Origin of the sequence: Actinophytocola xanthii, from assembly GCF_001921205.1 — a bacterium.
Classification (GTDB): Bacteria; Actinomycetota; Actinomycetes; order Mycobacteriales; family Pseudonocardiaceae; genus Actinophytocola; species Actinophytocola xanthii.
On record NZ_MSIE01000083.1, the window covers coordinates 1 to 17,904 of the forward strand.

Here is a 17,904-nt window from a genome sequence, read left to right on the forward strand (position 1 = left end):
ACGCCAGTTCACCACACCATGAAGATCTCAAACACGCTCTTAGACGCGCTGCTTCCCACCCGGCGTCGTCCGGAATAGTTACAGAGGCGAACAACGTGTATCGAACAGGCTTGCAGTACCGAAACTCCAACACACGCTCGGGTGGAGCGACATAATCAGCGTCAACGATCTCCACTTCATAATCTCCGAACACAAAAGTTCGCATCGAAAGAATCCTACGCCCTTCAATCCAAGAAGGTGACAAACCTGCCGCCACTATCCAGCCGAATGCCCTTGTTTTCCCCTTCCCGCCTTCTTGTGAAGTGCGCGGCCAGCCACCGTGTACGAAGCACCCGCCGCGTTCTTGGCATCTCCCTCAATCCCGCACGAGCCGCAGTTTACGCCGTCCGCCCACTCTCCCAGCACGGGAACAAGGCCGATGAGGTCGAACAACAGATGGCCGGAGGTACTGAATGTGGGCGCCGACTGCGCCTGCCACCCGGGTACCGGATCGAGCATTCGAGCGCGGTCTTCGTCGCTGCCGTTCTCGAAAAGCTCCCACTGGGTCGCGCTGACGTCGATACCCTCCTGAGCGAGCTTCTCCAGGTCGATGGTCGGGCGTCCGTCGGCGCCGATCGTTCCCGGATGACGCCCGTCCGCCGTTGGCCAGTCGCAGGCGTCGCAGTAGTTGGCCGGTGCGGGCGGCGGCACGGGCGGCGATGGCCGGATCGGGGCGGGGGGCCCTGGCGTCGCCCGAGGCGCTTCCGCTGCCGCCGGAGCCGCGGCCTCCTGTAGTGAACGAGCTGCCGCCGGAGCCAAACCAGCCGTCGGGGAGGTTGCCCACCGAGGTGCCGCTCCAGCCGAAGGGCTGAGAACAACACGCGGGACCACACTTGGCGCCGCCGTCACCGGTCAGGGTGACGACGGCGCTGGCCAGGGCCAATTATTGACGCAGCGTGTCGGTGTTACGGTTCTCTGCCCCTTGTGGGTGACCACCGCCAAGCGTTCAGAGGACCTGCGCGTGACGATCGCTTCGCCCTCCCCTGCCGTCTCGACCCCCGCCCCGGACACCCCGACTCGCCGTTCCCGCGCCTGGTTGTTCGTCGCGGGCGGGTTGGGGGTGCTGTTCCTGCTGGGCGTGCGGGCGGCGTGGTTCTTCACCATCGACGACGCCTACATCACCTTCCGGTACTCCGACAATCTCGCGAACGGCCACGGCCCGGTGTGGAACGTCGGCGAGGACCCGGTCGAGGGCTTCACGAACTTCCTCTGGATGGTCTGGCACACGCCGTTCGCGTTGCTCGGCCTCGACCTGCCGACCGTCGCGAAGCTGACCTCGCTGGTCGCGGGCGCGGCGGCGCTGGTGATGCTCGTGCGGTACTGCCACCAGCGGTACGGCCTGGTCGCGGCGCTGACCGCCGGCGGCGCCTTCGTCGTGTTCGTGCCCACCTACTTCCACCTCACCAGCGGCCTGGAGACCGTCGCGTTCGCGGCTCTCGTGCTGCGTGCGGTGATCGTGACGCTGCGGGCGCTGGACGACCGGCCGGTGCGTGTGTGGGAGCCACCACTGCTGCTGGTGCTGGCCGGAATGCTGCGTCCCGAGGGAGTGCTGGCCGCGTTGCCGGCGTTCCTGCTGTGGCTGTGGCTGCGCCGCCGGGACCGGGTGGCCTGGCTGTGGTCCGCGGGTGCCGTCGTCGCCGGGGCCGCCTACTTCGTGTGGCGGTGGACCTACTACGGACACCTGTTCCCCAACACCTTCTACGTGAAGTTCGGCAACGTCGCGGCCGGCACCGCGTGGTTCGAGGCCACCGTCCCGCTGCTGGCGCCGCTGCTGGCGCTGACGCTGTGGCTGCTGGTCCGCAGAGAGACCCGCTGGGCCGGCGGGCTGCTGGTGGGTACGGTGGCGACGACCTACCTGACCTACGTGGTATCCGGACCGTCGATGGACTACGTCCACCGGTTCGCCTATCACGCCTTCCCACTGCTGTGCCTCGGCGCCGGTCTGGCCGTGGGGCCGATCCGGCGCTGGTACCTCGCCTCGGCGGTCGGCGCGGTCGCGGTCGGCTGGGTGGCGGTGACCGGTGTCCAGCCCTTCGACCTGCCGGTGATCGCCAACTACGGCCCGGACCTGGCCCGTGCACACGTCGCGATCGGCAAGGGACTCGGGCAGGTGGATTCGGTTCCCCCCGAGGAGCGCACCGTCGCGTTGAACGACGCCGGCGCCATCCCCTACTACAGCGGCTGGACGACGGTCGACATCATCGGGCTGAACGACGAGGCCATCGCCCACGGTGGCGACGTCACCCAGCGCGTCCTCGACGCCCGGCCGACGGTGATCGTCGTGCGGAGCCTCAGCCCGGACGTTCCGGCCGATGCCTACGGCATGGACGTGCTCCAGGTGACCGAGGGCTACGAGCACGTAGCCACGGTTCCGATGCGCGACAGCTACTACAAGCAGGTCTTCGTCCTCCCGGAATGGGCCGACGAGGTACGCGAGCCGATCATGGCCGCCGTGGACGAGGCTCAGCGGACCTACGACCCGGGCCGCTACGAGCTCACCATCGACCGGTGGCTCGACCGGGTGCGCAAGGACTTTCCCTGGTAGCTCACGGGATCAGGACGACCTTGCCCACCGTTCGGCGTTGTTCCAGGTCCCGGTGGGCCTGCGCGGCGTGGGCCAGCGGGATCGGGGGGTTGGTCAGGGGGCGGATCCGACCGGCGGCCACCTCGGCGAGGGCTCTGGTCTCCAGGGAACGGAGGAACCCCGGCCGGCTGATCATGGGGCGGCCGATCGGCACCGACACGGTCAGGCCGCGGCCGTAGAAGTCCTCGGCGTGCAGCTCCACCGGCGCACCGGCGGACCAGCCGAACATCACCATTCGGCCGGCTGTGCCGAGGAGCTCCAGGGCCTGCCGGCCCGGCTTGCCGCCTACGCCGTCCAGGGCCACCGTCACCTCGCGGTCGCCCAGCTCCGCGCGGACCTGGTCGGGCCAGTCGTCGGTGTAGGGGTAGGCGTGGTGGGCGCCGAGACCACGGACGGTGTCCAGCTTGGGCTCCGAGGCCAGGCCGATCACCACGGCGCCGGCGTTGCGGGCGGCCTGGACCGCCACGCTGCCGATGCCGCCGGCCGCCGCGGGGATCACGACCACGTCCTCGGCGGTGATCGCGGCCTTGTCGAGCACGGCCAGCGCGGTGCGGCCGGTGCCGATCGTGGCCACGGCCTCGGGGTAGGACACCTGCGTGGGCAGCTCGTGCAGGGATGACACGGGGGCGACGGCCAGCTCGGCATAGCCGCCGCTGGCCATGCCCAGATGAGCCACCACGCGCTTGCCCCGCCACGCGGGATCACCGTCGACCACCTCGCCGGCCACCTCGCGGCCGGGGGTCATCGGCAGTTCGGGGAGGGGGAACGGGCCACCGTGGACGCCGGCGCGGATCGCGGTGTCGAGGAGGTGGACGCCGGCGGCCCCCACCCGGATCAGGACCTGGCCCTCCCCCGCCACCGGGTCGGGTACGGGCTCGAGGACGAGGGCCTCGGGTGGGCCGAAGGCGTGCTGGCGGATGGCGTGCATGGCACAGAAACTAGGACCTCCAGGTTGCTGGAGGTCAACATCTCACTTCAGCACGCCCGCCGTCAGGCCCGCCTGGACCTGGCGTTGGAACAACACATAGACGACCAGCACCGGCAGCAGGGCGATCACCAGGCCGGCGAACAGCGCCGTCCAGTCCCCGCGGTAGCCCTGGCTGATCGCGAGCGCCGCCAGGCCCTGGGCGAGCACCTTCTTCTCCGGCTCGTTCATCAGCACCACCGGGAGTACGTACTGGTTCCAGTGCCCCAGCACGTTGAACAACCCGATGCTGATCAGTCCCGGCTTCGCCATCGGCAGCATCACCCGGAAGAACAGTCCAAAGTGCGAACATCCGTCCACGATGGCCGCTTCGGCGATCGAGGTGGGTTGGGTGCGGAAGAACGCTGTCAGGAAGAACACCGTGAACGGCAGCGAGAACGCCACGTACACCAGGGCCAGCGACACGTGGCTGTTGAGCCCCAGGAACTGGCCGACCCCGGGCAGCGCGGACAGGTTGCGCACCACGAAGAACAGCGGCACCAGAGCCAGGAACACCGGGAAGATCATCCCGCCGACGAAGCCGTAGTAGACGATCCGGTTGCCCGGGAACTCGTAGCGTGCCAACACGTACGCCGCCATCGCGCCGAGCAGCATGGTCAGCGGCACCGAGATCGCCACCACGACGACGCTGTTCACGAAGTACTGCCCGATGTTGGCCACGGTCCACGCGCGGGAGAAGTTCTCCACGTGCGGCTCACCGGGCAGGCCGAACGGCTCGGCCAGGAACTCGCTGTTCGACTTGAACGCCGACACGATCGCCCACAGCAGCGGCAGCGTCGTGATCAGCGCCCAGACCAGCAGGAACGTCCCGTTGAGCAGGTTCACCGCCCGCTCGCCGACGCCGACGCCAGGGGGCCGGTGCTCGGGCCCGGCGACCGGGGCTGGAGCCGGCGGGGACGACACGACGGTCATGACAGCTCCACCCGCTCCCGCCGCGCGACCCGCATGAACACCGCCGCGACGACCAGCGTCAACAACAGCAGCACCACCCCGATGGCCGACGCGTAGCCGAACCGATAACTGTTGAACGCGCTCCGGTACAGCGCCAGGCCCAGGACGTCGCCGGAGCGCGATGGGCCACCGCCGATCCCGAGCATGATGTGCACCAGCGCGAAGGCGTCCATGGCCTGGATGGCCAGGTACACCCAGCCCACCTGGACCGTGTCCCACACCAGCGGCAGCGTGACCTGTCGGAACGTCATGAACCGACCCGCGCCGTCCAGCAGCGCGGCCTCGTAGATCTCCTTGGGGATGCTCTGCATCGCCGCGGAGAACAACACGACGTAGAACCCGACGAACGACCAGATCATCACCAGCAGGACGATCCAGAACGCGAAGTCCGGATCGCCCAGCCAGGGCTGGGCCCACCCGTCGAGTCCGACCGCGCGCAGCAGGCCGTTGAGGATCCCGCCGGCCTGGGTCGGGGCGAAGACGTACTTGAACAGCACCCCGATGATCGCCACCGAGAGCACCATCGGGAAGAAGTACACCACCCGGTACACCGCCGAGCCGCGCACGCCCTCGACCCCGGATCTCCCGCGCCGGCCCACGTTCAGCATCGACGCCAGGAACAGTCCGAGCAGCACTGTCACGGCGGGAACGACGACGACCAGGATCCCGTTGTTGCGCAGGGCGATCAGGAACTGCTCGTCATCCAGCAGGCGCGCGTAGTTGGCGAGCCCGACGAACGTCTGGCCGCCGGTCAGGCCGGTCCAGTCCGTCAGCGAGATGTAGATGGCCTGCAGGTAGGGCGACACCACGAACAGGCCGTAGATCCCGACCGGCACCAGCAGGAAGGACACCACGAAGGTGTACTTCCCGTGGTGCAGGGCGGGTCCGGCCTTCGATGTCGGCCGGCGTGGCACGGAGTTGCGAACGGACACGTCGGTCGACAACGAGGGCTCCGCGGGTGCTCAGCGCGTGTACTTGGTAATGGAGTCGTCGTCGCGGATCTTCTTGGCCTCCGCCTCGCAGGCCGTGGAGAACTCGTCCACGCTCATGCGGCCGGCCAGCAGGTCGCCGATGTGCGCGTTGATGCCGGGGTTCCACATGCTCTGGTACCAGGTCTGGTAACGCCAGTTGATGACGTTGTCGCCCGCGGTCTTGAGCGCGTCCTGGGCTGAGGTGAGGCCGGGCTTGAGCTGGAGGCCGTCCGCCGCGCCCTGTACGACGGTCAGGCTGGAGACCTCCTCGGTGAAGCCACGCGCGCCCTCCTTGGAGAGCATGATCCGCATGTACTCGAGCCCGCCGCGCGGGTTCTTCGCCGCCGCCGGCACGACGTAGGGCTCACCGGCCGTCGCCCGCAGCGTCTCCTTGGGCAGCGCGGAGTCCTCGGACAGCACGGGCTCGGGCATGAAGGCGAACTCGAACCCCTCGGGTGTCACGTCGACCTGCTCGCTCTCCAGCCAGGACCCGCACGGGACGAACGCCGCCTTGCCCTCGCACCAGGCACCCTGGGCCTGGATGTGGTCCATGCCCTCGGTGCCCTCGAGGATGAAGCCGCTGCGCTTGAGGCCGGCCAGCGCGTTCGCCGACTCCTTGATCGCCTCGTGCGCCCAGGCGCCCTCCTCGAGGTTGTCGATGGCCTTCAGGACGTCCTCGCCGGCGTGCTTGGCGGCCATGGTGAGCAGCGGCCAGGTCATGTACCGGGCGTGCACGCCCTGGTAGGTCCAGGGGGCGATGCCAGCACCCTTGATCTCCTTGCAGAGATCGGTCATCTCGGCCCAGGTGGTGGGCGGGGTCCAGCCGTGCTGGTCGAAGAGCGCCTTGTTGTACCAGAGGCCGTAGATCGTCAACGCCAGGTGGAGCGCGTAGGGGGTGTCGCCGAACGTGCCCTCCTCGACCGCGCCGGGCACCAGCGTGTCGCGGACCTTCTTGCTCGGGTCGTCCCAGCTGGGAGCGTCGAACAGGTCGGCGAGGCTGTAGAGCTGCTTGTCGGAGACGAGCTGGCCGAGCGGGATCTGGCCGTCGCCGGAGTTGTTCACGAAGTCCGGCGGGTTGCCGGCGACGAAGCGGGACTGGAGGGCACCGGCGATGTCGACCTCGGCCTTGTGCTTGATCTCCGCGTTCGGGTACTTCTCCTTGTACATCGGCTCGTGCACGTCGGTGGCGTACTTGTCGCCGAACCCGCCGTTGAAGATGTAGATCTCGAGTGGGGAGTCGGTCGGCACCCCCAACGGGTTGTCGTCGCTGACCTCACCCTCGGTCTGCTCCTGACCACCGCCGGAGGTGGCGCACCCCACGAGCACACCCGACCCCGGCACCACTAAGGCCCCTGTCGCGAGGGCGCTCCGCAGGAAGGTCCGCCTGCTCCACCCGCTCGGAATCCTGGTCATGATCCGCTCCTCGTGTCCTCGCTCCGTCACTGGCCGAACCCGCCCCCGGGCGCAGGGTGACACACTAGCGCCCTGGTCCATAGCCAGTACCGCGAATACTCAACGCCTTCGACATCGGTTTGGTCAAGAACTAACGTGTCGTCTTGCACACCCTCGACCCGGTGGCCTACCCAGATCCAGTGACTTCGTGCCGAGTGATCGGGCTGCTGTCCGGAACGTCGATGGACGGCGTGGACGTGGCAGTGGCCGAGCTGCGCCTGACCGGCGAGACCGTCGACCTCACCCCCTGCGGGCACACCGAGGTGCCGTTCCCGGACGGGTTACGCGCCCGGCTGCTGGCCGCGCTGCCGCCCAACTCCTGCACCGCTGAGGAGCTGTGCCGGTTGGACACCGCCGTGGGCCAGGCCTTCGCGACGGCCGCCGCGGACGCGCTCGCCGACATCGCCGACGGGCACGCCGACCTCGTGGCCTCGCTGGGACAGACGCTCTACCACTGGGTCGACGGCGACCACGCGCTCGGCACCCTCCAGGTGGGACAGCCGGCCTGGATCGCCGAGCGCACCGGTCTCCCGGTCGTCGCCGACCTGCGGGCGCGGGACGTGGCCGCGGGCGGGCACGGCGCACCGCTCGCGAGCCTGTTCGACCAGCTGTGGCTGCGCCCCGGGGAGGGGACCACGGCCGGGCTGAACATCGGCGGGATCGCCAACATCACCGTCGTCCCGGCGAGCGGCCCGGCTGTCGCCTTCGACACCGGACCCGGCAACGCGCTGCTGGACACGGCCGCCCGGATGATCTCCAACGGAGCCTGGCAACTCGACGTGGACGGCGACCTCGCCGCCCAGGGGCGGCCGCACGAGGCGCTGCTGGCGGTGTTGCTGGCCGACCCGTACTACGCGCTGCCCGCGCCGAAGTCGACCGGCAAGGAGTACTTCCACCTCGGCCACCTCCGGGCGGCCCTGGCCGAGGTGGGCCATGTGAGCGGGCCCGACCTGCTCGCCACGCTGGTCGAGCTGACCGCCGTCACGGTCGCCGACGCCTGCCGCGCGCACCGCGTGAGCCGAGTCGTGGCGGCCGGCGGCGGGGTCCGCAACCCCACGCTGATGACCGCGCTGCGCCGACACCTTGGCGAGGTGGAGGTGGTGGGAAGCGACGAGCTCGGGCTGCCCAGCAGCGCGAAGGAGGCCTACCTCACCGCGCTGCTCGGCTTCCTGTCCTGGCTCGGCCTGCCGGCCAACGAGCCCCACGCGACCGGCGCCGCCGGCCCCCGGCTGCTCGGCTCGATCACCCCGGGCGCGTCGCCCCTGCGGCTGCCCTGTCCCACGACGACCAGCGTCACCCGGCTGCGGGTGGCCCAACCTGCGATCAGCGGGAGGTAAACAGTGCGCGCGCTCGACGTCGCGATCATCGTGCTCTTCCTGGTCGGGATGCCGCTGCTCGGCGTCCTGATCGGTGGGCGGCAGAAGTCGGCCACCGACTACTTCATCAGCGAGCGGAAGATCTCCTGGTGGGTGGTCTGCGTCTCGGTCGTGTCGGCGGAGACGTCGACGCTGACCGTGCTCTCGGTGCCCGTGGTGGCCTATCTCGCACCGGCGCAGGCGGGCGGGATGACCTACCTGACGCTGGCCTTCGGCTACATCGTCGGCCGCATCATCGTCTCGTTCGTCCTGCTGCCCCGGTATGTGGCCGGCGAGCTGGTGACCGCGTACGCCTTCCTGGGCAAGCGCTACGGCGACGGGATGCGCGCGACGGCGTCGGTCACCTTCCAGTTCACCCGGCTGCTCGCCGACGGCATCCGGCTGTTCGCCACCGCCATCCCGATCAAGGTCGTGCTCGCCTCCTACGGCATCAACGCCTCGTACTGGGTGATCGTGGCCGTGCTGGGCGTGGCGATGGTCTTCTACACGTTCGTCGGCGGGGTACGGGCCGTCGTGTGGGTCGACGCCATCCAGATGCTCTGGTATGTCCTGGGCGGGATCATCGTGGTGATCGCGCTGGCCGGGTCGCTGCCGGACGGCTGGTTCGGCGACGCCATGGACGCCAACAAGTTCCAGCTGTTCGACTTCTCCTCCAACGCGCTCACCGGGAGCTTCCCGTTCATCGCGGCGTTCTTCGGCGGGGCGATGCTGTCGATGGCCAGCCACGGTGTCGACCAGCTGATCGTCCAGCGGCTGATGTCCACCCGGGACGTCAAGGCGGCGCAGAAGGCCCTGGTCACCAGCGGGGTCGTGGTGCTGCTGCAGTTCGCGTTCTTCCTGGTGATCGGGATCATGCTGTGGGCGTTCTACGCCGCGGCGGTGCCGACCGACCCGACCGCCGACGGCGGGCTCGGCCTCGGCAACAAGGACGAGCTGTTCGCGAACTTCATCGTCACCGAGCTGCCGTCCGGCCTGTCCGGGTTCGTCATCGCCGGGATCCTGGCCGCGGCGCTGTCCTCGTCGCTGGGCGCGCTGGCCTCGGCGACGGTCACCGACGTCTACGAGACGGTCTCCCGCCGCACGCTGTCCGACGACGACCGGCTGCGGCTGGGTCGGATCTGGACGGTCGTCTGGGCCGGGCTCCTGATCATCTGCGCGGGTCTGTTCGCGACGGCCAACAAGACCACGGCCGACCCGATCGTCGTGCAGGCGCTCGGGATCACCGGGTACACCTACGGCGCGTTGCTGGGCGCGTTCCTGCTCGGGCTGATCGTGAAGCGGGCGAACCAGGCCGACGGGATCATCGCGTTCGTCACGACGGTGGCGGTGATGACGTTCGTGATCCTCGGGGTGAAGTTCCTCGGCCCGTCGGCCGCGGAGGACCCGGTGGCCAACGGCTACGGCGAGTGGGACTCGATCACGATCGACTTCTCCGCGGCGGCCCCGGCCGAGGGCGTGCGGACACTGGTGAGTTGGTGGTACACCCCGCTGGGCGTGGCCCTGACGCTGATCGTGGGCGGGCTGCTGGCGCTGCGCCACCGCGACCGCCCGGAGCCGCCGGCACGGGAGCAGGTGGCCGCGAAGGCCGCCTGAGCCGGCCGGGTGGCGGGAGCCGTGCCCTCGAACGGCTCCCGCGACCCACGGCCCGGTCACCGGGCGGGCAGGACCGCCCCCTCCCGGTGGTAGCTGACCAGCTCGGTGTCCGAGGTGAACCCGAGCGCGGTGAACATCCGCTCGGAGGCGCCGTTGCTCACCCGGACCAGTGCCGCCGCGCGGTCCCTGCGCCCGGTGGCGGCCAGCACGGCGAGGAGCCGGCGTATCAGCAGGCGCCCGACGCCCAGGCCGCGAACCTCGGGGTCGACACCCACCACGTCCACGTAGTACTCCTCCGCCTGCGTGTAGCCGGCCGCGTAGCCGAGCAGCAGCCCGTCCCCCGGCAGGACGACCACCGTGTGCCCGGAGGTCCCGGCCACCAGCTCGGTCCCGGTCGTCGGCGCGCCCGGGAAGCACCGGTCGTGCAGGCGCACCACCGCGTCCCGCACGGCCGGGTCCTCGGGCAGCGCGACCACCCGGTCCGGTTCGTCCCCGGTCCGGCCCAGCAGGGCGAGCAGCGCGGAGCCGGTGAGGGTGAACAGCCGGCTCGTCTCGCCGGCGAGGATCCCGTGGCGGGTGGCGAACTCGGCCAGCAGGCGGTTCTGCCGGTGGCCGAACAGGTCGACGGCGGACACCCCGGACATGGCGGGGAGCCGGAAGGCGGCGGCGAACAGGGCGTCGGCGGTCTGCTGCCAGAGCTGGCCGGCGGCCGGGTGGGTCGCCGGCACGTCCACGTACGGCCCGTAGAGGAACGCGCGGTGCTGTGCCTTCGACACCTCGACGCTGAGCACGCCCCGCAGTCTGTCGTTCCGGTCCACGGCGACCACGGCGAGCGTGGGCCAGTTGCCACCGAGACCGGCGAGCTCCTCGACAACCTCCTCGGCGGTCTCACCGTGGAAGGCGATGTGGTGTGCCGGGTCGGCCTGCAGCCGGGTGATCATCTCGATCACGCCGAGCAGGTCGCGCGGCACGGCGGTTCGCACTCGATACATAGTGGAAAGTGTGAACTGCTGAGAGTAGTCGCGCTAATGGTTTAACCGCCCCGAGGGGCAACCGGGGGTGCAGCGTTCGCCACATCTCCGAACACTGATGCCTTTCCGTGACTCATACCTACGGGTGATGGCTCATACTTCCTGACCTGCGGGGGTACCGTCCCCTGTGCACAGACAGGTGAAATCACACAACGGAAGGCCGGCAAGATGGCGCAATTCGATGTCAAGCGAGTGACGACGCTTGAATGGGCTGGCATCGGTGCCGGCGTACTCGCATTTATTGTTAGTTTTTTACCGTGGGTCACACTGGACTTCGGTGACGAGTTCGGCGACCTCGGCCTCAGCACGAGCGTCAGCGGGAGCGCCTGGGATGCCGCCTTCCTCGGCTGGTTCCCGATCCTGCTGCTGCTCGGCGCCGCGGTGGTCGTCGCCCTCCCCCACTTCGGCACCCAGGTGGCCCAGCGCTCGATGATCTGGCTCGGGCTCGCGGTCGCCGCGTTCGTGTTCATCCTGCTCCGTTGGCTGACCCTGGACGAGTTCGTCGCCCCCGGCTTCGGCCTGTTCATCGGCCTGGTGCTGGCGCTCGTGTCCGCCGTAGCGGCCTTCCTGGTCCACCGCGCGGCGCCGAAGCCGACGACCAACCCGCACCCCGGCACCGCCTACGGCGCCTGACCGGCCACAGCGACCGGACGAACCAGACATACAGCAGACGGAACGGCGCTCCTCGCGGGAGAGGAGCGCCGTTCCGCTGTTCGGTGTGGACGGCTCAGGCGGATGCCGGTTCGGCCGCCTCCTCGCGGCCGTGCAGGCGCTGCGAGATCACCTGGGTGATGCCGTCGCCCCGCATGCTGACCCCGTAGAGCGCGTCGGCGATGTCCATCGTCGGCTTCTGGTGGGTGATGATGATCAGCTGTGAGGTGGCCCGGAGCTCCCGCAGCAGCCCGATCAGCCGGCGCATGTTGACGTCGTCCAGCGCGGCCTCCACCTCGTCCATGACGTAGAACGGCGACGGCCGCGCCCGGAAGATCGCGACCAGCATGGCCACGGCCACCAGCGACTTCTCCCCGCCCGACAGCAGCGAGAGGCGCTTGATCTTCTTGCCGGGCGGCCGCGCCTCGACGTCGACACCCGTGGTCAGCATGTCCTCCGGCTCGGTCAGGATGAGCCGGCCCTCCCCGCCCGGGAACAGGGTGCCGAACACGATCTCGAACTCGCGGGCCACGTCCTCGTAGGCGGAGGTGAACACCTCGAGGATCTTGTCGTCGACCTCCTTGACCACGGTCAGCAGGTCGCGCCGGGTCGCCTTGAGATCCTCCAGCTGGGTGGACAGGAACTTGTAGCGCTCCTCCAGCGCCGCGAACTCCTCCAGCGCCAGCGGGTTCACCTTGCCCAGCAGCGACAGGTCCCGCTCGGCACGCTTGGCCCGCCGCTCCTGGGTCGCCCGGTCGTAGGGAATCGGCTGGGGCGCGGAGACCGTCTCGCCGCGCTCCTTGGCCGCCTCGTACTCGGCCACCTCGACCGAGCTCGGCGGCACCGGGATCGCCGGCCCGTACTCGGCGACCAGGTCATCCAGGCCAATGCCGAAGCTCTCGGCGATCCGCGTCTCCAGCTGCTCCAGGCGCATCCGCTGCTCGGCCCGCAGCACCTCGTCGCGGTGTACCGCGTCGGTCAGCTTCTCCAGCTCGGTGGACAGCTCGCGGACCTTGTTGCGCACCTCGATCAGCACCCGCTCGCGCTCGTGGCGCTCGGCCTGCACGGTGTCCCGCTCCCGGGCGGCGGCGGCGAGCGACCGCTCGATCCGCTCCAGGGCCAGCTCGCCGCCGGACACCACGGCCCGTGCGACGGCCGCTCCCCTGGCGCGGGCAGCCTGGGCCCGCGCGGCTCGCTCGCGGGTCTCCCGTTCGGCGCGGGCGGTCCGGCGCAGCTCCTCCGCCTTGCCGTACAGCGCCCGGTGGCGCTCCTCGGCGGTGCGCAGTGCCAGCCGGGCGTCCATCTCCTCCTGACGGGCCGCGGCCAGCGAGGCGGCGGCCTCGTCCCGCTCCGCGGTGTCCGGTTCGTCGGTGACCGGCTCGTGCTCCTCCGCGACGGCCAGCCGCTCCTCCAGCTCGGCGAGCTTGGTGAGCGCCTCCTCACGGGCCCGTTCGACCTCGGCGCGGCGCACCGACACCCGCTCGGCCTCGGCCTGGGCGGCCCGAACCGCCTGGCGCATCCGGTTGAGCCGCTCACCGGACCTGGCGGCCCGCACCTTCGCCTCGTTGCGTGCCTCGGCGGCGGCGGAGGCGTCCGCCGCGCGGGCCTGCTGCTCGGCCTTCGCCCCGGCCAGTGCCGCGGCGGCGCGCTCGGCTGCGCTCTCCGCGGCGACCAGCCGGTCGTTGGCCTCGTCCACGGCGGCCTGCACCTCGATCACACTCTGCCCGCGGTCGGCGCCGCCGACCACCCAGTGCGCGCCGAACACGTCGCCCTCGGCGGTGACCGCGCGCACCCGCGGGTGCGCCGCGACCAGCTCGCGGGCCGCGTCCAGCGAGTCGACGACGGCGACCCGGTCCAGGGCACGCAGCACGGCCGAGCGGAGCGACTCCGGCGCCCGCACCAGGTCCACCGCCCAGCGCGCCCCGGCCGGCAGCGTCGGCCACCCCGCGCGGTCGGCCGGCTCCCAGCTGCCCACCAGCACCCCGGCCCGACCGGCGTCGGTCGCCCGGAGCAGCCGCAGCGCGGCGACGGCGTCCTCGCCGGAGGACACCGCGACCGCGTCGGCGACCGGGCCCAGCGCCGCGGCCAACGCCACCTCGTGGCCCGGCTCGACGGTCAGCAGCGCCGCCACCGAGCCAAGCAGCCCGGGGAGGCGGTCGCCAGCGGCCAACAGCGCGCCCGCGCCGTCCTTGCGCGACAGGCCCATGGCCAGGGCGTCGACCCTGGCCTTCCAGGAGGCGATGTCCTTCTCCGCCGCCCGCTCGGCGGCGACCAGCTCGTCCACCCTGGCCTGTGCCGCCCGCTGGGCCTGCTTGGCCTGCTCGAACCGCTCGCCCAGGCCCGCGTCGTCGGCGTCCTCGACACCGGTCTCGGCCTCCGCCTCGGCCAGCTCGACAGCGGCCTGCTCGGCCCGCTCGGTGGCCTCGGCGAGCGCCGTGGACATCCGCTCGATCTCCTCGGCGGTGGCGTTGGTCTTGCTGCGCAGCGCCTCGACCTGGCCGGCCAGCCGGGCCAGGCCCTCGCGGCGGTCGGCGACGGCACGCACGGCGGCCAGGTGCGCCCGCTCGGCGGTCTGCACGACCTGCTCCAGCTCGGCCCGGCGCTCGGTGGCGTCACCCAGCATCGACCGGGCCACCTCGACGTGCTCGCCGAGCTCGGCCTCGCGAATCGCGATCTCCTCGGCCTCGGCCTCCAGCTCCTCCGGGTCACGGCCGACCCGGGCCTGCGCCGCCTCGTTGGAGGCGAACAGGTGGCGCTCGCGCTCGACGGCGAGCCGCACGGTGCCGCGCAGGCGCTCCTCCAGCGCGGACAGGCGGTACCAGGTGTCCTGGGCCGCGGCCAGCCGCGGCGCGTCGGCGGCGAGCTGGTCCTCGAGCCCGGTCTGCCGCGAGTCGACGACCTCGAGCATCTGCTCGACCTCGTGGCGGCGGGCCCTGGCGGCGGCCTCGTCGGCCTGCTCCCTGGCGATCTCGGCACGCTGGGTGACCAGGTCGTCGGCGTGCAGGCGCAGCCGGGCGTCGCGCAGCTCGGACTGCACGGCCTGGGCCCGGCGGGCGATCTCGGCCTGCTTGCCCAGCGGCTTGAGCTGGCGGCGCAGCTCGCTGGTCAGGTCGGTGAGCCGGGTGAGGTTGGCCTGCATCGCGTCCAGCTTGCGCAGCGCCTTCTCCTTGCGCTTGCGGTGCTTGAGCACGCCGGCCGCCTCCTCGATGAAGGCGCGCCGCTCCTCCGGCTTGGACTCGAGGATCTGGGCCAGCTGGCCCTGCCCGACGATGACGTGCATCTCGCGGCCGATGCCGGAGTCGCTGAGCAGCTCCTGGACGTCCATCAGCCGGCAGGAGCTGCCGTTGATCTCGTACTCGCTCGCGCCGTCGCGGAACATCCGGCGGGTGATCGAGACCTCGGTGTACTCGATCGGCAGCGCGCCGTCGCTGTTGTCGATGGTCAGGCTCACCTCGGCGCGGCCGAGCGGGGCGCGGCCCGCGGTGCCGGCGAAGATGACGTCCTCCATCTTGCCGCCGCGCAGGTCCTTGGCGCCCTGGGTGCCCATGACCCAGCGCAGGGCGTCCAGCACGTTCGACTTGCCCGAGCCGTTGGGCCCGACAACGCAGGTGATACCGGGTTCGAACCGCAAGGTCGTGGCCGACGCGAACGACTTGAACCCCTTGAGCGTCAGGCTCTTCAGATGCACGAGTTGCGAGCCTCCCAGGTGACCCGGTGCGGCGGATATCCCGTCGAGGGTACCTGTGGGGCCGGCGCGGCCGTGGGACCCCGGCGGGGTCGGAGCGTCAGCGCACCGGTGCCTTGATCGTCAGGAAGGTCACCTTGTCGTCGAGCTTGAACTCGATCCGGTCGATCCAGCTGCGGCGGATCGAGGTGCTCCCGGGGATCTCCACGTCCGCGTCGTGGTCGGTGCCCCACCAGCCGGCCGTCTCCCGGTTGCCGTAGTGGTCGTAGACCACCGCGTAGCAGCTGCGGCCCGGCGGGAGGTTGGCCATCCTGATCTGGAGCTCGGTGCCCCACTCGTGGTCGAGGAGGCGCACGTTGGCGCTCACGTCGGTCTGCGGCGCCGTCGCGGTCCAGGTGATGCCGGTGTCCTCGGGCTGGGGAGCCGGGCCGCGCAGCGCGCCCCAGCCGAACACGGCGCCGACGGCCACCAGCACCACGAGCGCGGCCGCCACGGCGACCCGGTACATCCGGGGGCGGCGGGGGCGGGCCGGCCCGGCCGGCTCCTCCGGCGCCGGGGAGGGCTCGGGTGGGGACGGCGGGACGAGCAGCTCCGGCGGCGGGGCGAGCATCTGCGGGGCCGGCGCGTTGAGCGTCTGGATCGGCATCGGCGCGGTCGGGTACAGCTCGCCGGGCGGCAGCCCCTCGTCGAAGTCCTCGACCGAGATCTGGTTGAGCATGCCCGGCAGCGGGGCCAACCGGATCAGCTCGGTGCGACAGCTGTCGCACTGCGCGATGTGGGACTCGAACTCGTAGCGCTCCGGCGGCTCGAGGGCACCGAGCAGGTAGGCGCCCAGTGTCACGGTCTGGGTACAGGTCACGGCTCGGTCACCCCCCGCTCCTCGAGCGCGTCGCGTAATGCCCGCAACGCGTAGAACGAGCGGGACTTGACGGTTCCGGCCGGCACCCCGAGCACGGAGGCGGCCTCGCTGATCGTGCGCCGGCGGAAGAACAGCTCCGCGATGACCGCCCGGTGCTCCTTGGACAGGGCCCGCATCGCCTCCGCGACCTGCCAGCCCTGCAGGACCCGGTCGAAGTCGTCGGTGGGCCTCGCCCAGTCGCGTTCCAGGATCGGCACCTCGTCCACCCTGGCGCTCTGTCTTCGGTAGCCGGAGACCACCAGGTTGCGCGCGACCGTGTACAGCCACGGCCCAGCCTGGTCGACCGACAGTGAGTGCGCGTTGCGCCACGCGCGGAGCAGGGTCTCCTGCACGACGTCCTCGGCGTACTGGTGGTCGCCGCCAACCGCCCTCAGCACGTAGCCGTAGAGCGGCCGCCGATAGCGGCTGTAGAGCTCACGGATGAGCTCGTCCTCCTGGTCCGGGGTGTTCCCCACATCGCAGGACTACGCCTGCGCACCCGAGGTCGGTTCAACTTTCGCCAGGCCGTGACCACGCTGTTATCACACGCTAGCGCTCCGCGAATCCGGCAAGATCACCCCGGGCCGGCGTCCAGCGCTCGACGACCGTGTCCACCGAGCCGGGCGTCGAACCGGATCGCAGCAGGTCAAGCAGGGTGTCGCAGCGTTCCCGGGGACCCTCCGCGACCACCTCGACGCGCCCGTCGACGAGGTTGCGGGCGTAGCCGGTCAGCCCGAGCTCGAGGGCACGGGCGCGGGTCCACCACCGGAAGCCGACACCCTGCACCCGTCCGTGGACCCAGGAGGTCAACCGAACGGGTTGGTCAACTACGGTGTCGTCCACGGCGTGAACCTACCGCGCCGTACTACGCCGTCCGGAGCAATGGCGGAGTTCGAGGAGGTTGGACGCCTGATGTCCGAGCCAGAGGGTGAGCTGTCTCCCCTGCCGGAGCGACCCCTGGAGGGCGAACGGCGCTTCGCCAGGTCGCCCTACCTCTCTCTCGCCGTCGCCGCCGTCGTGGTGTCGACGGCGTTCGCGACCGTCGCCGCACTGGCCGGCTCGGGCGAGGAGCAGGCGGCGCCGAGACCGGACAGCCGCGGGGTGATCGAGTCCACGCCGTTCGACGACCCCCAGACCGGCACCACGACGCCGACCACCGCCTCCAGCGCTCCCTCCACCGCGCCGAGCACCGCGGCGTCCTCGACGACCACGTCCTCGACCAGCGCGAGCACGGCGACCGGCGCCTCGGGTACCAAGCCGACGAGCCAGGGCGGGCAGCCGGGCAACACGCAGCCGGCGGGCAATCCGCCACCGGCGGGCAACACCACGACGCCGAAGCCGACGACGAACCCGCCCACGACGACCACGCAGAACCAGGCGCCGGTCGCCTCGATCACCGGCGGCTGCCCGGACACCGGCTACGACTGCACGTTCAACGGCAGCGGGTCCAGCGACCCGGACGGCGACGGGCTGACCTACTCGTGGAACTTCGGTGACGGCGGTACGAGCTCCGCGGTCAGCCCCTCGCACACGTTCGCCGCGGGCAGCTACACGGTGACGCTGACCGTGAGCGACGGCCGGGGCAAGTCGCACACCGCAACGAAGGGGGTCACCGTCACGGCGCCCGGTACCACCGGTGCGTGACGGGTCCCCCTCTTTGTGGCGTAACACTTTGGTGGTACGTTGCC

Annotated in this window: 16 protein-coding genes; 5 read left to right on the forward strand and 11 right to left on the reverse strand. The window is 70.8% G+C overall.

Annotation, left to right across the window (positions count from 1 at the left end; genetic code table 11):
* A partial coding sequence (locus BU204_RS41650) for a hypothetical protein (protein WP_233160866.1) occupies window positions 1-205 on the reverse strand: 205 nt, incomplete at its 3' end.
* Between the two features lie 50 nt (window positions 206-255).
* Window positions 256-690 (reverse strand): hypothetical protein, encoded by a 435-nt coding sequence (locus tag BU204_RS39555; RefSeq protein WP_143229910.1) that lies wholly within the window; start codon window positions 688-690, stop codon window positions 256-258.
* A 310-nt stretch (window positions 691-1,000) separates the two neighbouring features.
* On the opposite strand from BU204_RS39555, the gene BU204_RS32725 reads away from it, so the two are divergent.
* A complete protein-coding gene (locus BU204_RS32725; RefSeq protein ID WP_233160868.1) occupies window positions 1,001-2,584 on the forward strand; it encodes a hypothetical protein in 1,584 nt (527 codons plus the stop codon).
* Between the two features lies 1 nt (window position 2,585).
* Here the strand turns inward: BU204_RS32725 and BU204_RS32730 are convergent, their stop codons facing one another.
* From BU204_RS32730 to ngcE, 4 genes are read right to left on the reverse strand one after another with little or no spacing between them, the layout of a single operon-like run.
* The gene (locus tag BU204_RS32730) at window positions 2,586-3,551 is read right to left on the reverse strand and encodes a zinc-binding dehydrogenase (protein WP_075129677.1); all 966 of its coding nucleotides are present in this window, start codon (window positions 3,549-3,551) and stop codon (window positions 2,586-2,588) included.
* Between the two features lie 42 nt (window positions 3,552-3,593).
* Entirely contained in the window at window positions 3,594-4,520 is a 927-nt protein-coding gene (locus tag BU204_RS32735) for a carbohydrate ABC transporter permease (RefSeq protein WP_075129678.1), read from the reverse strand.
* Window positions 4,517-5,503: a carbohydrate ABC transporter permease gene (locus BU204_RS32740; RefSeq protein ID WP_233160870.1), complete on the reverse strand. Its 987-nt coding sequence runs from the start codon at window positions 5,501-5,503 to the stop codon at window positions 4,517-4,519. The genes BU204_RS32735 and BU204_RS32740 overlap by 4 nt, the downstream gene beginning before the upstream one ends.
* Window positions 5,504-5,521: 18 nt before the next feature.
* Window positions 5,522-6,943 (reverse strand): N-acetylglucosamine/diacetylchitobiose ABC transporter substrate-binding protein, encoded by a 1,422-nt coding sequence (gene ngcE, locus BU204_RS32745; protein ID WP_075129679.1) that lies wholly within the window; start codon window positions 6,941-6,943, stop codon window positions 5,522-5,524.
* A gap of 221 nt (window positions 6,944-7,164) precedes the next feature.
* Between ngcE and BU204_RS32750 the strand changes: the two genes are divergently transcribed.
* Entirely contained in the window at window positions 7,165-8,319 is a 1,155-nt protein-coding gene (locus tag BU204_RS32750; RefSeq protein ID WP_083661840.1) for an anhydro-N-acetylmuramic acid kinase, read from the forward strand.
* 3 nt (window positions 8,320-8,322) lie between these two features.
* The gene (locus BU204_RS32755; RefSeq protein ID WP_075129681.1) at window positions 8,323-9,951 is read left to right on the forward strand and encodes a sodium:solute symporter; all 1,629 of its coding nucleotides are present in this window, start codon (window positions 8,323-8,325) and stop codon (window positions 9,949-9,951) included.
* A 56-nt stretch (window positions 9,952-10,007) separates the two neighbouring features.
* Here the strand turns inward: BU204_RS32755 and BU204_RS32760 are convergent, their stop codons facing one another.
* Window positions 10,008-10,943, reverse strand: coding sequence for a GNAT family N-acetyltransferase (locus tag BU204_RS32760; RefSeq protein WP_143229911.1), 936 nt, complete (start codon window positions 10,941-10,943; stop codon window positions 10,008-10,010).
* A gap of 231 nt (window positions 10,944-11,174) precedes the next feature.
* Here BU204_RS32760 and BU204_RS32765 point away from each other — a divergent pair, with 231 nt between their 5' ends.
* Entirely contained in the window at window positions 11,175-11,615 is a 441-nt protein-coding gene (locus BU204_RS32765; protein ID WP_083661837.1) for a DUF5336 domain-containing protein, read from the forward strand.
* A 94-nt stretch (window positions 11,616-11,709) separates the two neighbouring features.
* On the opposite strand, the gene smc is transcribed toward BU204_RS32765, so the two are convergent.
* From smc to BU204_RS32785, 4 genes are all read right to left on the reverse strand, one after another.
* Window positions 11,710-15,321: a chromosome segregation protein SMC gene (smc, locus tag BU204_RS32770; protein ID WP_075129684.1), complete on the reverse strand. Its 3,612-nt coding sequence runs from the start codon at window positions 15,319-15,321 to the stop codon at window positions 11,710-11,712.
* A 97-nt stretch (window positions 15,322-15,418) separates the two neighbouring features.
* Window positions 15,419-16,177 carry an anti-sigma factor family protein gene (locus BU204_RS40370; protein WP_075129685.1) on the reverse strand — a complete coding sequence of 253 codons (759 nt, stop codon included), beginning with the start codon at window positions 16,175-16,177 and terminating at the stop codon, window positions 15,419-15,421.
* The gene (locus tag BU204_RS32780) at window positions 16,174-16,692 is read right to left on the reverse strand and encodes a sigma-70 family RNA polymerase sigma factor (RefSeq protein ID WP_075129686.1); all 519 of its coding nucleotides are present in this window, start codon (window positions 16,690-16,692) and stop codon (window positions 16,174-16,176) included. Before BU204_RS32780 ends, BU204_RS40370 begins: the two co-directional genes overlap by 4 nt.
* Window positions 16,693-16,765: 73 nt before the next feature.
* Window positions 16,766-17,059, reverse strand: a complete 294-nt coding sequence (locus BU204_RS32785) for an acylphosphatase (RefSeq protein WP_233160872.1) — start codon at window positions 17,057-17,059, stop codon at window positions 16,766-16,768.
* 69 nt (window positions 17,060-17,128) lie between these two features.
* Between BU204_RS32785 and BU204_RS40965 the strand changes: the two genes are divergently transcribed.
* Window positions 17,129-17,860 (forward strand): PKD domain-containing protein, encoded by a 732-nt coding sequence (locus BU204_RS40965; protein WP_198943072.1) that lies wholly within the window; start codon window positions 17,129-17,131, stop codon window positions 17,858-17,860.
* Window positions 17,861-17,904: the final 44 nt, after the last annotated feature.

Coding starts and splice junctions, on each gene's coding strand:
- BU204_RS32760 (WP_143229911.1), bottom strand. CDS start 10,943: ATGTATCGAGTGCGAACCGCCGTGCCGCGCGACCTGCTCGGCGTGATC.
- BU204_RS32750 (WP_083661840.1), top strand. CDS start 7,165: ATGGACGGCGTGGACGTGGCAGTGGCCGAGCTGCGCCTGACCGGCGAG.
- ngcE (WP_075129679.1), bottom strand. CDS start 6,943: ATGACCAGGATTCCGAGCGGGTGGAGCAGGCGGACCTTCCTGCGGAGC.
- BU204_RS40965 (WP_198943072.1), top strand. CDS start 17,129: ATGTCCGAGCCAGAGGGTGAGCTGTCTCCCCTGCCGGAGCGACCCCTG.
- BU204_RS32730 (WP_075129677.1), bottom strand. CDS start 3,551: ATGCACGCCATCCGCCAGCACGCCTTCGGCCCACCCGAGGCCCTCGTC.
- BU204_RS32735 (WP_075129678.1), bottom strand. CDS start 4,520: ATGACCGTCGTGTCGTCCCCGCCGGCTCCAGCCCCGGTCGCCGGGCCC.